Consider the following 12,719-nt stretch of genomic DNA (forward strand, 5'->3'; position numbering starts at 1 on the left):
CGTCCTGCCCGCCGCAGGTGAGGGTGGCTGCCCGTTCGAGCCGGGCCGGGTCCGGGGAACTCACTCCTCGGCGGGAGGTGTCGGGGTTCCCACTTTCGGCTATTGGGACATGTCGCTGAGCGGTGCACTCATATGCCGCCGACAGTGCGCTCAACTGCCGAATTGAGTGCGTTTCGTGCCGATCGTTAGCCGTGACGGTTCGGCCCGTTGGTCCCGAGAAGGCCGGATGCAATCACCCTGCAAGATCGTGGCCAAGCGAGGGCCGGCTGGCGACTAGGGTGTGGCAGCCGGGGCCATCGGCTCGGCTACAGGCTCAACATTGTCGAATCCAGGCGCCGGGGTCGCGATAACGCCACCAGTACAGAACCGTGCGATCGTCGGGCCATTCGGCCAGCTGGACGCCGCGGGGTTCAAACGTGTCCTGGCGAGGATTGATGGGACGCCAGTTCGGATCGGTGGACTCATCATCCTTGGCTGCGCGAACGTGTTGGACCGACAATTCATCGACGGCGCCACGCCGCTGGAAGTTGCCCTGGGCTTCGATCAAGGACGGTTTGTTGGCGCCGCCGCCCCAGTCCGGCCACCGAAGTTGGACCGCGTCGTCTTCCCAGAAGCACACCGGACAGATCAGATGCGAGCCTGGAGGCTCGTCCAAGGTCAGACGTCCGCAACAGACACAGGGGTACTTGACAGTCACGCTCGCCAGGATAGGGGCGCCGTGTGGGTCCGCCGTGGCGTGCCGGCGCCGGTGGCGAGATGTCGATCTGGGAACCTTCCGGATCAGCCGCGAGGCGCGCTGTCATGCCGTTGAGCGCGCATGCCCTTGCGCTACGGGCGGAGTAGAGCGCTAGCGTCAGTCGCTGCGGCTCGAACCTCTGCCCAACCCTCGTCAGCGAACCATCGAGCGTCGGTCGAGCTGGCGCCCTGCCTGTCCGACACAGCCACGACGGCGGCGACCACCCTTCGAATAGCGCTGGCTTCTCGTTCGTCGCGGAGGATGGTTCCAATCGATTTCACCGGGTCTTGGACATCCCAAAAGGTGTCATCGACCAGCCAGTGGACCGCGTTCGTCAAGTCAGGCCACCGAGGGTCCCGGCCCTCGTTGTCGAGGGTCGGCGGCTCTGAGGCGAACAGGTCCAATGCGTTGAGAACGTCGCTGCGTCGGTCGGGCCAATCCACATCCACAAAGGCATCGTGCCAGCATCGGGCAGGCGAACGTACGGATCTGCCGCGATCCGTGCGCGTTCTGGGCGCGTCTCATGGCTTGGCGCGCATGTGCCAACAAGGTGCCGGGTCCAAGACAGCACACTCGCCATCAACGCTCGACACCGTGCCGTTGCACCACTCGCCGGAACGGCCGGCAACTCAGCTCACCCGGGTTGCTCACACCACCCGCCTGACCGTGGGTCCCGCATCGCCCCGCCAGCAATCATGGAGGGGACGGCCCGGCACGCGTCAAGACACCCCACGGGCGCGGATGGCAAGTGGTGGTGGGTGTTTGTGTTGCCCACCGTCCGGCCCGGCCGTGTGATTGTGCGGGTCTTCGCGGATGGGTCAAGGGCGCTTCGCGACGCTGCGCGTCTGCCTGGCGGCAGCCCTAGACGCAGCCGCTGTGACCCGTGGTTCAGCGGCTGTTCGGGCCGTCCGGTTCAGGCCGCGGTTGGAAGGCTGGCGGGCCAGGCGATGTCTTCTCGGTAGGGCTCGCGGTGTTCGAGGCAGTGGTGGAGTTGCCCGACGAGCGTGCTGCCCAGTCGCCGAAGCGCTGCCTCGTGGGTGTCGCCGGCGGCGCGGCGGCGACGGTAGTAGGCCATGGCGCCCGGAGAGTGCTGCATCGCGTTGAACGCCCACCAGCGGCAGGCGTCGGCCAGCCGCTGGTTGCGGGCCCGGCGCAGCAGCACGACTCGGGACTTGCCCGACGCTCGGGTGACCGGGGCGGTTCCGGCATAGCGGCGTCGGCTGGCAGGATCGAGGAAGCGGGTCGGATCGTCTCCGAACTCGCCCAGCACCCGGCCGCCGAGGACCACACCGAGTCCGGGCAGACTACGCAGGATCTCGGCGTCCGGGTGGTTGTCAAAACGGGCTGCCAGCGCGGCCTCGAGTTCGGCGATGGCGGCGTCGATGCCCATCAACGTGGTGACGATCGCCCGCACCGCGACACCCATCGCCTCCTCCACCTCGGGCGGCTGATGCAGCTGCTCGGCGGCGAAGATCTGGTGCAGCCGCTCCACCTCGCTGGCCCGTAGACAGATCCGTCCCGCCGCCCCTAGCAGGGCGCGGATCTGGTCGCGATCGAGGGCTTGCGCCTGGCTCGGGGTCGGCGCGACCGCCAGGATCTGCAACGCCGTCCTGGTCGCCAGGTTCGGGAACGCGGTCAGCGCGGCCGGGAAGAACTCGCGCAGCAACGACCGCAGCCGGCCAGTGTCACGTAACCGGGTACGCACCGCGTCCTGGTGCGCGCGGGCCACTACCGCGATCGCCTCCACCTGTGCCGAATCATCCGGCAACTCACGATGCCGCGCCGCATCGGTGCGCAGCAGGTTCGCCAGCACCAGCGCGTCCGCCGCATCCGACTTCGCACCCGAGACCGCGTAGCGATCCCGGTACCGGTCCACCGCCTTGGGGTTGATCGCGAACACCCGATAACCCGCGGCCCGCAACGCCGCCACCAACAGTCCACGGTCGGTCTCGAGTGCGATGCTGACCTCGGCCGGCTGTCCCGCATGGGCACACAACAGCTCGGTGAGCTGGGTGAACCCGGCGATGTCATCGGTGATGCGACGTTTGACCAACACCTCGCCGTCGGCATCCACCATCGCCGCATCGTGGTGATGCTCGGCCCAATCGATCCCGCAGAAGACCACCATCGACATCTCCCTCCCTTCCCTGCTCGCCACACGAATGAGCCGCGGAGGCCACGCGGCGCCCTAATGGACAGCGCTCACGGCGCGACACCCCACCAGCCGTCTGCGGTCTCCAGCGACCGGCGGGGCCACCGTCTTGACGAAGAAATCCAAGTGTTTCTGAGCGCTTGAGTGGTCATCCCGCCGGCGGCTCAAGCAGCAGTCTGCGCCCGCCACCGGCAGGGGCCACCCTCTTAACGAAGAGATCCAAGCCTCCGGGCGCCAAAGTGATCACCACACCGGCGGCGCGAGCCGCGCCTACACAGACCCATTAGAGCGCCCACGGCGTCCCTTCGGGATCTCCGACCCTTGACCCGCGCCGCACCGAACCTAAGGTCGTCAGCTATCGGAGCGATGCGGGAGGACTGCCCGTGCGCTTGACACGTAACCGTCAAGCGCTACTAAACCTTAGTCGCGTTCAGCTTCTCGTTACAACGAAGGCCCGCTACGACGATGACACCTGCGGCTGAGACGAGCACAACGGCAAACCATCCTATGGCTCGGATCACCGAATCGTTGGCTTCGATCGCCTGAGTGGAGAACAGCGACAGGACGACGCCCAGAGTCGTGAAGCTAGCGGCGGCCCGGGGCACCACCTCGGTTCCCTTGGGCTGCCGTGTTGCGCGGTAGCTCGCCAACCGCCGGAACGGCATGGCAGTTCCAATCGCGATGAACGCCGCCGTAGCGCCGAACGCAAGGTAGGCAGGACCGTCAAGAACGACGGCCATCGCCCCAAGCACAAGCGCACCGATCAGACCGACGATTAGAACCAGCATCCTCTGAGGCACAGCGCGGACAGTACGTGCAATCCCGACATGCCGCCAAGATCGAATCGCGAGGTCAGGCCTTGGCCGGCCATCCGATCGCCTGCCGCCATGGGACGATTTGGGAGCGAATCACGCGTAACAACGAGCTTCAAGCGGACCCCACTCGACACAACCAAGAGGGCGAAAAACGCCTTGCAGGAAAGAGTCGTCATGTACCAACGTCAGATGCTAGCCGGTATTCCAGGCTTGTGGTGGTCGTGATGGTCGACGACTCAGGCACTCCGCGAGATGATTCGGCTCCGGGCGATGCAGACCGCGCCAGCGATCTTGTAGTCCCCGGTTTGACGCTTCAGCGTCGCGCTCTGGACTTCGCGATGCAGGCGCAGCTGATGGGGAACTTGGAGATCGATCCTTCGACGAACTGCTTGGTTGTCCGCATGAGGAACACATTGGTCGGGGACATGTTGGTCGACGTCGCCTGGCCGCTCGGCTGGAGTGTCGCGATCCGGGACGGCGGTATCGCCCTGATCGACGCCGCCGGGCAATCGGCTGGCAGGCTGGGCGACGAAGTGTGGGTCGAGGGAGGTTCCATGGACGCCGCCCGGGCCAATGTCGTCTCGTGCACAGGTCACAAGGAAGTATTCGTCGCGTCCGGGCGGTTCAGTGGTCCTTGAGTTCTCGCCGCCCAGCATCAGGACGCTTTCCGTGCCAGGCGAACCGACAGCCAGGAACCGCCGTCCTGGCGCCTGCTCGCCGACCTCCTGACCAACAACGTCCGGATTTGCCGCCGATGGTGAAATCCGGAACTGCCGAGTTCAAGAAGTTTGCTGAGCGGACTCGATCGTCGTCAGCCTGCGGCCGGCAGGGTGCGCGGTTCCGATACCGTCAGACTATGGCTGGCTGGGAGAGTCTGCGTGTGGACCTGCGCCGGTTGCTCGAGGAATCGCCGGATGCGCTTGTCGTATTTCCCGACCCGGACAGCGAGCAGCGTAGGCAGCCCATCCGCATCCAGGCGGCCGCCTGGGCAACCGACATCGCGGCCACGCTGCACGCAAAGCACGGCAGCCTCCTGGACCTCCGCGTCGGAGTGATGACCTTCCCGACCAGGCACCTGTGGTTTAAGACGCGCTGGTACGAGCGCTGGCACCAGCTAAGCGAAGCACCCGCTGAACCCGCCGCGCTCGACGTAGAACCCCTAGCTGCGTTGTCGATCCGGACCGGCCGCGACACCCGCAGGAACGTGCTGATCACGAACCTGACCGGCGAACGGCAGGTCCTGTCCACCAACGGCATGCTCCACTCGGCGTGACCGACAGCTCCGGCAACATCGTCGGTCTCGACGTTGGCCCCAACCCTTGCCGCTGGTGGGGTTCACGATCGACCCTCACCAAAGCAGCCCCGTACCCGCCTGGATCGGGACAGCGTCGGTGGTTCCCGACCTGGGCTACGCAGTCCCGCCAGGACAATGGGGGCTGATCATCCCGCTAGCGACCCACACCGGCGTCACGATATCGCCGCCCCTGGGGATCACCATCACGCCCTAAGCAGCACACAGCGCGCCGAACAGCGGTTCACGGGATGCTCGTAGCCCAACCCGGGTAGACCGCTGCACTGAGCCTCAGGCAACACCAGGAAACGCACTGATTTGCAGCAGATAGTGAGGCACGCTCATGCTGACGCACGTGCCTGGCCACATTGACAGGCAAGCTCAAGCGGGCAAGATGTCCGCATCGGGAAGGCGGGACAGGGGAAGGCACGTATGAGCCTGGGAATGCACTTTGCGATCACAGATGAAGATTGCCGGACCCTTCTGGAGAGCACGGCGACGAGGCGATCTCTGAGTATGTCCACGAAGACATCGAAGAGCGCGACGATAACTACAACGTAGCGACCGACAAAGCGTGGGACGCCATCCACCGAAGCCTCACCGACGGCCGCCTTGCCTTCGACAACGGCTCCAGTCCACTCAACCTCGCCGTCCTCGGTGGCAGGCTGCTGACCAGCGGCGAGGACGAGCTGGTCGTCTTGGTCGACAAAGACCAAGTCCCCACTGTCGCTGCCGCGCTGATGGCCGTCACGCAGCAGTCGCTACGCGCGGGCTACGAGCGCATCAACGCCGCGGACTACGACGCATTCGGAGACGAAGACTTCGACTACACGTGGGACAACTTCACTGATCTCAGTGAATTCTGGCGGCAGGCGGCCGCGAGCAAGCGCCACGTCATCTTCACGGCTTAGCACTCGCGGACGTCTGCACGTCCGCGACCGACGAGGGTTGGTGAACGTCCGGACATAGCCGCTGAGAGTGAAGCGCGCTCATGCCGAGATGAGTGTGTTTTGCTGCACTCACTGTTCGGCTGCGACGATCACCTCCGCGACGCTCCAGACGCTTGGGTTTGAGCGCGCCAAGAACTCGTCGAGCGGTCGCGCCTGAACAACAGATGCCCGAACGAGCTGAGTCAGTCGCCGACTCTCGGGGCCCCCCACATGGACAGGCAGAACGGGTGCCCGGCCGGGTCGGCGTACACGAAGCAGTGGTCCGCGTTGGGCTGATGCTCGAACCGGGTAGCGCCGGCCGCCAGCACACGAGCTCCGGTCGCCTCCAGGTCATCGACGAGGAACTCGAGGTGCATCTGCATCCCCACCTCGCCGTCCGGCCAGGTGGGGGGCCGGTAGTCGTCGATCTGCTGGAATCCGATGTCGCCGCTCGGCCCTTCTGCGAGCGCCCAGTGCTCGTCGCCCTTCGCGACCCCCCCGGTGATCTCGGCATAGAACCGCGCGAGCGCGATCGCGTCAGGCGCGTTGACCGTCGTCAGGCTGAGCCTGATCAGGTCCGACATCAGCCGATCTCCATCTGCTGGTAGGTGGGCGTGAGCTCTTCCCAGCGCGCCTTCCAGCCGGGCGCCCCGGCATCGGAGCCCCAGCCCTCCGGATGGACCGGGCCGTCGACCTCCAGCGACCGACCGAGATCCTCGAGGTGGACCCGCCAACCAGAGGCGTGGAACGGGAGATGCATCATCGGCAGGCCGCGCTCCTCGACCACCAGCCGGGACTTGGAGCCCTCCTCGGTCAGCCACGCCTCGATCTGCCCCTCGTCGTCCGTACCCGGCTCCGTCGTCAGCAGCAGGTGGTGGGGCGCATCGCACACCTCGACGCGCGCCGGACCGGTCCAGCTGCTCGTGAAGACGACCTGGACCGTGCCGCCGACCCGCAGGTCGCCGTCGACCCGGGCGAGCCAGCGGGCCAGCCGCTCAGGCGTCGTACACGCCTGCCAGAGGTCGTCGATGTCCGTGTGGTAAAGGTCCTCGACCCGGACTGCTCCGCGGGTCTCGTCGAGTACTCGCATTGTCGCGATCGTGCTCATCGTCGTGCCTTCTTTCCTCGTGCGATCTCGGTATGGAGGGCGTCAAACCGGTTCTCCCAGAGCCGGCGGTACTCTCCCAGCCACTCGTCGACCTCGACGAGCGCCTCCGGGCGGAGTGAGTAGATCCGGCGCTGCGCGTCCTGGTGTACGTCGACCAGCCCGGCTTCCCGCAGCACGCGCAGATGCCGGGACACGCCCGGGCGAGCGATCGGGAGAGCCTCGGCCAGCTCTCCTGCACTCGCCGGGTGGTCTCGCAGGATCTCGAGAACCGTGCGCCGGCTCTCGTCTGCCAGCGCGTGCAAAACGGCGTCCATGGCGCTAATGTAACCATGTGGGTACGTACCCGCAAGGTTACATTCGGCCTGTGAAGAAGTGTCGTGTTCGGGAGGTTGGAAATGACGGTGGCAGTCGACGCCGAGATCACCGCGTTGATGCAGTACCTCCAGAGGCAGCGAAACCACGTGCTGGGTGCCGTGGAAGGGCTGAGCGATGAGGCGCTGCGGCGCCCCGTGCTGCCCTCTGGGTGGAGCTGCCTGGGGATGGTGCAGCACCTCACACTGTCGGTCGAGCGTTTATACTTCCGTGCTGTTGTGGCTGGGGACCCGGAGGTCATCGACCAGGTGTGTAGCCAACCCAGCGCATGGCAGGTGGATCCCGGGCTGCCGGCCGCCGACGTCCTCGACCACTACAGCCGCGAGGCGTCCCTGGCGGATGCCGTCATCGCCGTCTCATCCCCAGATGCCGACCTGGTCTGGTGGCCCTTTCCCGAGCGTGAGTGGCGCCTGCACAATGTTCGGGATGTCCTGCTCCATGTGATCACTGAGACCGCCTGTCACGCCGGACACCTCGACGCGGTTCGCGAACTCATCGACGGGCAACAGTGGCTGGTGAACACCTGACCAGTAGCCCTGGCTCCATGCTTCGACTCCCGTGCGGCCGAACCCTGGTTGCGCCAATGCGATCCCCCATGTCCGACGTGGCGACCACTGTGACGGCCAACCGGATCTGCCGCCGTCAGTGAAAGCTCGGAACTGCTGATGAGAGAGCCCCTGCTGGGATACCCGGTTGGCGGACAAGGCTGATACTCGGGCAGGTGGCTAGCCCGTCGAGGTAATCGCCCCGAGCTGCAGCATCAGCCCGAGGTCGTCGCGAATCGCCCACCGCTCGGCCAGCCGACCGTCGAGGATCCGGTACATGAAGGCCGCCCCACGCTCGTACGGCCCTCCAGGAACGTCGATCCCACGGAACGGGCCACTGGGCCAGTTACCCGCCCGCACTCCAAACTCGACGACGTAATCGCCTTCGGCTACCACCACACGCTCGATCCAGCGGCCGGCGTGCGCCTGGCGGCCCGGCGAGCTCAGGAATTCGCGTGTGCGCTGACTCCGTTGGGTCGCCCCGGCGCCATCGCGTGGTTGACGAAGTCGGGCGCACAGAGCGTGTCCAGTTCGCTGAGGTCCCCGCCATGGTCGACCAATTCCATGAACCGCTCGACAACGATCTTGTTCCGCTTCGGATCGCTCACCCGCCCACCGTATCGGCGACCGTGCGTGCGACGGCAGGGCGTCCCTCATGCCGCTGACAGCGCGAACCGACATGCCGATGACCGGTCGCTCGACGCAGTGCCGAGCTTGCCCGAGACGCCGTGGCGGCACCAGGCCTCCTCACCATCGTTCGGCCCGCTACACGGTGCGGGCGTAGCCCGGCTGGTTGGTGTGGTCCTCGGCGTCGTCACCTGTGCTGTATAGGCGAACAGCCAACCCGTCCGGGTCGTAGACGTCGACTACCCAGCCGCGTGTGGCCCTCCTGATCCCCGAATGTCGTACGCCGAGCGCGTCGAAATGCGCAGTCCACGACTCGGCTGCCGCGCGGTCGGCAATCGCGAAGCTCACCGGATCGAATCCGGCATTGCCTGCGGCAGCATGCGTGTTCTGCCGCAGCGCGACCGGGACACCCGCACCGGGCAGCCGCCCCCCTACGCCTCGCACGACGCCGATCGTCAAAGAGTTGAAGTCTCGCAGCGTCCGTCACCTGATCAGGTTGCCACATGAATCCACCTGCCTGGCATAAAGCCTTGTAGAGCGAACTCCGGATCGCCAAAGTCGGAGAGCGCTGGCCTCGGATGCAGCCGCAGTTCAGAGTAAGTCGGGGTCGTCGAACGCTTGTTCAAGGGCTTCGGCGGCGGCGGGGTTGGCGGCGCGGCGGCCGAGGTAGACGTCTTGGGTGATGGAGACCTTGGCCTGGCCGAGTTGGTCTGCGATCTGGCGGGCGGTGTGGCCCGCCTCATCGAGGGCGGTCGCGGTGGTTTTGCGGAGGGCGTGGGAGCGGATCCAGGCGAGCTTGTCGGACTCGGCTGGTTGGGCAGCTGCCTCGATCTCGGCCTGGAGGGTGGGAGAGTCCTCCAGGTTGATGTTGTAGGTCTTGACGAGGTCGGCGACGAGCTGCTGGTCGACCTTGATTCGGCCGGTTTCGATGAGTTCGATCTTGGTCTGGGGCCAGCCGAGGGCTTCGGCGACCTGTTTGCGGGTCAGGCAGACCTTGCGTCGGAGAGTCTGCAGCGATTGGCCGAGGTTGCGGCGTGCGGTGCTGCCGACGGGGGACAGGGCGGTGCGGAGCGAGCGGCGGGTGTTGGAGGGATCGCGGAAGCCGCCGAGCGCGTCGGCGAAGATCGGGTCGTCGAGGCGGATGCCGGCGGCGTGCCTGGTGCGGAGCATGGCGACGGCCCAGCGGGGCAGGCTGAGGACGCGCTCGCCGGCTCTTGACTTGGTGGTCTTGCGGAGGAGTTCGCCCGGGATGCGGGCGATGGTGTAGGTGATCTCGACGGTCCCGGCTTCGAGGTTGACCTCGGACCAAACGGTGGCGAGGGCTTCGCCGATGCGGACGCCGGTGCCGAGCATGAAGGTGACGAGGTCTGGCAGATCGGCTTGGACGGCGCGGTCGTCGGCGGCGAGGCTCTTGCGGAGGAGGGTGACTTCCTCGGTGGTCAGGGAGCGGGGTGGGTTCTTGGGTTTTGCCTCGATGGCGTCGACCTCGCGGACCGGGTTGACGGAGGTGGCGCCGTAGCGGACGGCGAGTTTCATGGCGCCGGAGATGATGGCGCGGCAGGTCTTGGCGGTCGGGGCGCCTGCGTTGGTCTTGATCTTGGAGAGGACAGTGTCGATACGCGGGGTGCTGGCCTCGCCGATGCGGAGTTCTCCGACGGCGGGGCGGATGTAGTTCTTGAGGGCGCGCCGGTAGGTGACCAGGGAGGTCGGGGAGCGTTTCCCGTCGGCGACCAGCCCCTCGAACCTCTTCTCCCAGAGGTCGAGGAGGTGGTTGATCTTGTGCATCGCGGTGAGCTCGCCGGACTGGTTGGTCTTGGCCCGGTCCTGGAGCTTCTTGAGGAGGGCGCGCTCGGCTGCCGTCTTGGTCGTCCCGTACGCGGACACCGGACGCAGTCGGCCGTCGTGATCGCGGAATCTGGCCTGCGACTTGTGCTTGACGGCCTGGCCCTTGTCGTCGGTCTGCACGACCCAGGTCGAGATCGCGCCCCAGGTGCCAATGGGCAGTGGTGCTCTCGGCATCTCACGCCTCCAACCGGGGTAGTGGTTGGCTGCTCAACGCTGGGCGAGGCGCCGAATCCGAGAAGTCGGCAACGATGCGAACCGATGGGATGTGACGCATAGTCACGATCAGGTGAAGGTCAACCAGGTCGTCCGGGGTCTCGGAAGGAGGAGGTGCGGTGAGCGCGGACGGATCAGTTCGGCGCGGAGATTCGGGAAAGTGGTGCGTAAGTGGTGCGCACCAGACATGACGAAAGCCCAGGACACTCTCGTGACCTGGGCTTTTGTGCGCCGCCAGGGACTCGAACCCCGAACCCGCTGATTACCACCGGAGAATGATCACGACTTGTCGATGGTGTGCGAAAGCTCTTACTGGTAAGGGATTCGCCGGTGGTCCGGTTCGCATCGATTCTCATCGATCATCATCCTCTCGCGCTGATTGAGGTGCGTAAAGAGGTGAGTGGCGCGATGCCGGGACTACTAGCCCGGATCTTTCATCGGCCTGATGAGTTCGGCTGCGCGGGTGTTGGAGTCCCGCCTTGGTCTGATTCTTGCAGTTGGGTGTGACGGTTTGCCGGGTGTCGTCTCGGTGGACGCCGGTTCCGGCCGGTTGGGGTCCCTTGGTCGTTGGTGGGCAGGGGGTGGCGGGTGCTCAACCGGGGCCGGCGAGCTGGCGTAGGTGGGTGATCGCGGTCAGTAGGAGGTCGGTCCAGGCGCCGGCGCGTGGTAGGTGCACGATGATGCGGCGGCAGGTGCGGGCGATCCTCGCGGCGGTCGAGAACAGTCGCAGCCGTAGGCGTTTGGGTTCCCACCGGCGGGCTTCGTGGTGGTTGCCGGAGGCGTCGGTGAAGGCGAGCATCTGCATCCAGGCGGTCAGCTCGCAGGCCAGCGAGACGATGGCGCACCAGATCTGGTTTTGGGTGAACTCGTGCAGCGGCAGGTTGGTGAGTCCGGTGTCCTTCGCGCAGCGGATCCGGTCTTCGGCGCGGGCGCGGCGGCGGTGCCGCAGTTCGAGGTCTGCCAGCTGTCCGCGGGTGGTGTTGGTGGCGAACGCGGTGATGCGGTGTCCGTCGACGTCGGTGATGCGCAGTTGCGCGCCGGGGTGCGGGCGTTCCTTGCGCATGATCACCCGCATCCCCTTCGGCCACTTCGCCAGGTTGAGCAGCCCGGTGACCTCGGCGACCCAGGCCCCGTCGCGGACCTCGCCGGCGGCGTCGTAGGCCGGGGTCCACACGTGGTCGGGGATCAGCGTGAGCTTGTCGGCGAAGTCGTCGGGCAGGGTGAACCCGACCGAGTACGACATGCGCTGTGAGGCCACCCAGTCGAGGAAGTCGTGGGTGCAGCCGGCCGAGTCGGCGCGGATCAGTACCCGGCGCCCGGGCCGGGTTCCCGGCCGGTACGACGGCAACTGCTTGAGCGCGTCGCGGACCACGGCGATGTGATCGGCAGCAGTGTTCGACCCGGCGTTCCCAGGCCGCAGCATCACCGTCAGCGGTTCACCGGTCCCGTCAGCGCCGTGGTCGACGAACGCCCACAAGGGATGGAATCCGTAGCCCCGCTTGAACGTCGGCGCAGCACCTTGCTTGTCAGAGTGGGCGGTCAGCAACGTCGCGTCGGTATCAATCACGATCGGGCTGTCCGCGTCGATCCCGGCGTCCGGGGCATGCTCGCCGGCCAGCGCCCACACCCTCGCCCGCGCCGCGGCGCGGGCGGTGCCGATCGCCTTCAACACCCGCTCAGCATCAGCGGCCAACACGTCGATCGTGCGCGACACCGTCGGATCCGAGGCCACCGGGCCGAACACTGCCGGCTCGCCGCGCAGCACCGCGACGTCGGCAAGGCAGTCCCCACCCAACGCGAGAGCAACCGCCAGATCGCACACGATCTTGGCCGGGTCGTGCCTGGCCAACGGCTTGCGCCACGGCGCCAACGCCCGCGACAACTCAGCGCCCAGCCCGCTGGTCCGGACCGCGTCCGTGAGCAGCAGACCACCAGCCCGCGACACCACACCCGAACCCGCCGCATCAACCCGAACACACGGGTAGAACCCGGTAGTCTTCACCTGGAAGGTGCTCCTCGATCCCGCACGACATGGTCCTAGTGTCGCGTTAGCGAAGTAGCTTTACTCTGGTTCGGTTCTTCGGAA

Annotated in this window: 15 protein-coding genes; 4 read left to right on the top strand and 11 right to left on the bottom strand. The window is 66.3% G+C overall.

Features of this window, described 5'->3' with window-relative positions; genetic code table 11:
* Window positions 1-313 precede the first annotated feature (313 nt).
* From AB0E63_RS31335 to AB0E63_RS31345, 3 genes are all read right to left on the bottom strand, one after another.
* Window positions 314-697 (bottom strand): CPCC family cysteine-rich protein, encoded by a 384-nt coding sequence (locus tag AB0E63_RS31335; protein ID WP_360374272.1) that lies wholly within the window; start codon window positions 695-697, stop codon window positions 314-316.
* 952 nt (window positions 698-1,649) lie between these two features.
* Window positions 1,650-2,870 (bottom strand): IS110 family transposase, encoded by a 1,221-nt coding sequence (locus AB0E63_RS31340; RefSeq protein WP_360374274.1) that lies wholly within the window; start codon window positions 2,868-2,870, stop codon window positions 1,650-1,652.
* 431 nt (window positions 2,871-3,301) lie between these two features.
* The gene (locus AB0E63_RS31345; protein ID WP_360374276.1) at window positions 3,302-3,676 is read right to left on the bottom strand and encodes a hypothetical protein; all 375 of its coding nucleotides are present in this window, start codon (window positions 3,674-3,676) and stop codon (window positions 3,302-3,304) included.
* A gap of 239 nt (window positions 3,677-3,915) precedes the next feature.
* Here AB0E63_RS31345 and AB0E63_RS31350 point away from each other — a divergent pair, with 239 nt between their 5' ends.
* From AB0E63_RS31350 to AB0E63_RS31360, 3 genes are all read left to right on the top strand, one after another.
* Window positions 3,916-4,341, top strand: coding sequence for a hypothetical protein (locus AB0E63_RS31350; RefSeq protein WP_360374278.1), 426 nt, complete (start codon window positions 3,916-3,918; stop codon window positions 4,339-4,341).
* A gap of 218 nt (window positions 4,342-4,559) precedes the next feature.
* Window positions 4,560-4,976, top strand: coding sequence for a hypothetical protein (locus tag AB0E63_RS31355; RefSeq protein ID WP_360374280.1), 417 nt, complete (start codon window positions 4,560-4,562; stop codon window positions 4,974-4,976).
* Window positions 4,977-5,464: 488 nt separating this feature from the next.
* Complete coding sequence (locus AB0E63_RS31360; protein ID WP_360374282.1) at window positions 5,465-5,905, top strand: DUF1877 family protein; 441 nt, start codon at window positions 5,465-5,467, stop codon at window positions 5,903-5,905.
* Window positions 5,906-6,126: 221 nt separating this feature from the next.
* Here AB0E63_RS31360 and AB0E63_RS31365 read toward each other — a convergent pair whose 3' ends face one another.
* The 3 genes from AB0E63_RS31365 to AB0E63_RS31375 are packed head-to-tail and all read right to left on the bottom strand — an operon-like array spanning window position 6,127 to window position 7,345.
* Entirely contained in the window at window positions 6,127-6,507 is a 381-nt protein-coding gene (locus AB0E63_RS31365) for a VOC family protein (RefSeq protein WP_360374284.1), read from the bottom strand.
* Window positions 6,507-7,031: an SRPBCC domain-containing protein gene (locus AB0E63_RS31370; RefSeq protein ID WP_360374286.1), complete on the bottom strand. Its 525-nt coding sequence runs from the start codon at window positions 7,029-7,031 to the stop codon at window positions 6,507-6,509. The genes AB0E63_RS31365 and AB0E63_RS31370 overlap by 1 nt, the downstream gene beginning before the upstream one ends.
* Window positions 7,028-7,345: a metalloregulator ArsR/SmtB family transcription factor gene (locus AB0E63_RS31375; RefSeq protein ID WP_360374288.1), complete on the bottom strand. Its 318-nt coding sequence runs from the start codon at window positions 7,343-7,345 to the stop codon at window positions 7,028-7,030. Before AB0E63_RS31375 ends, AB0E63_RS31370 begins: the two co-directional genes overlap by 4 nt.
* Before the next feature lie 81 nt (window positions 7,346-7,426).
* Between AB0E63_RS31375 and AB0E63_RS31380 the strand changes: the two genes are divergently transcribed.
* Window positions 7,427-7,930, top strand: coding sequence for a DinB family protein (locus AB0E63_RS31380; RefSeq protein WP_360374290.1), 504 nt, complete (start codon window positions 7,427-7,429; stop codon window positions 7,928-7,930).
* Window positions 7,931-8,128: 198 nt separating this feature from the next.
* On the opposite strand, the gene AB0E63_RS31385 is transcribed toward AB0E63_RS31380, so the two are convergent.
* The 5 genes from AB0E63_RS31385 to AB0E63_RS31405 form a co-directional block, all read right to left on the bottom strand.
* Window positions 8,129-8,347: an ester cyclase gene (locus AB0E63_RS31385; protein WP_360374292.1), complete on the bottom strand. Its 219-nt coding sequence runs from the start codon at window positions 8,345-8,347 to the stop codon at window positions 8,129-8,131.
* 44 nt (window positions 8,348-8,391) lie between these two features.
* Window positions 8,392-8,556 (bottom strand): hypothetical protein, encoded by a 165-nt coding sequence (locus AB0E63_RS31390; protein ID WP_360374294.1) that lies wholly within the window; start codon window positions 8,554-8,556, stop codon window positions 8,392-8,394.
* A gap of 157 nt (window positions 8,557-8,713) precedes the next feature.
* On the bottom strand, window positions 8,714-9,019 hold the full coding sequence (locus tag AB0E63_RS31395; protein WP_360374296.1) for a hypothetical protein: 306 nt from the start codon (window positions 9,017-9,019) through the stop codon (window positions 8,714-8,716).
* 147 nt (window positions 9,020-9,166) lie between these two features.
* Window positions 9,167-10,594 carry a helix-turn-helix domain-containing protein gene (locus AB0E63_RS31400; protein WP_360374298.1) on the bottom strand — a complete coding sequence of 476 codons (1,428 nt, stop codon included), beginning with the start codon at window positions 10,592-10,594 and terminating at the stop codon, window positions 9,167-9,169.
* 631 nt (window positions 10,595-11,225) lie between these two features.
* The gene (locus AB0E63_RS31405) at window positions 11,226-12,635 is read right to left on the bottom strand and encodes an IS1380 family transposase (RefSeq protein WP_360374300.1); all 1,410 of its coding nucleotides are present in this window, start codon (window positions 12,633-12,635) and stop codon (window positions 11,226-11,228) included.
* Window positions 12,636-12,719 lie beyond the last annotated feature (84 nt).

This window comes from Kribbella sp. NPDC026596, from assembly GCF_040638415.1.
Classification (GTDB): domain Bacteria; phylum Actinomycetota; class Actinomycetes; order Propionibacteriales; family Kribbellaceae; genus Kribbella.

Coding starts and splice junctions, on each gene's coding strand:
- AB0E63_RS31340 (WP_360374274.1), bottom strand. CDS start 2,870: ATGTCGATGGTGGTCTTCTGCGGGATCGATTGGGCCGAGCATCACCAC.
- AB0E63_RS31345 (WP_360374276.1), bottom strand. CDS start 3,676: ATGCTGGTTCTAATCGTCGGTCTGATCGGTGCGCTTGTGCTTGGGGCG.
- AB0E63_RS31355 (WP_360374280.1), top strand. CDS start 4,560: ATGGCTGGCTGGGAGAGTCTGCGTGTGGACCTGCGCCGGTTGCTCGAG.
- AB0E63_RS31365 (WP_360374284.1), bottom strand. CDS start 6,507: ATGTCGGACCTGATCAGGCTCAGCCTGACGACGGTCAACGCGCCTGAC.
- AB0E63_RS31370 (WP_360374286.1), bottom strand. CDS start 7,031: ATGAGCACGATCGCGACAATGCGAGTACTCGACGAGACCCGCGGAGCA.
- AB0E63_RS31375 (WP_360374288.1), bottom strand. CDS start 7,345: ATGGACGCCGTTTTGCACGCGCTGGCAGACGAGAGCCGGCGCACGGTT.
- AB0E63_RS31380 (WP_360374290.1), top strand. CDS start 7,427: ATGACGGTGGCAGTCGACGCCGAGATCACCGCGTTGATGCAGTACCTC.
- AB0E63_RS31400 (WP_360374298.1), bottom strand. CDS start 10,594: ATGCCGAGAGCACCACTGCCCATTGGCACCTGGGGCGCGATCTCGACC.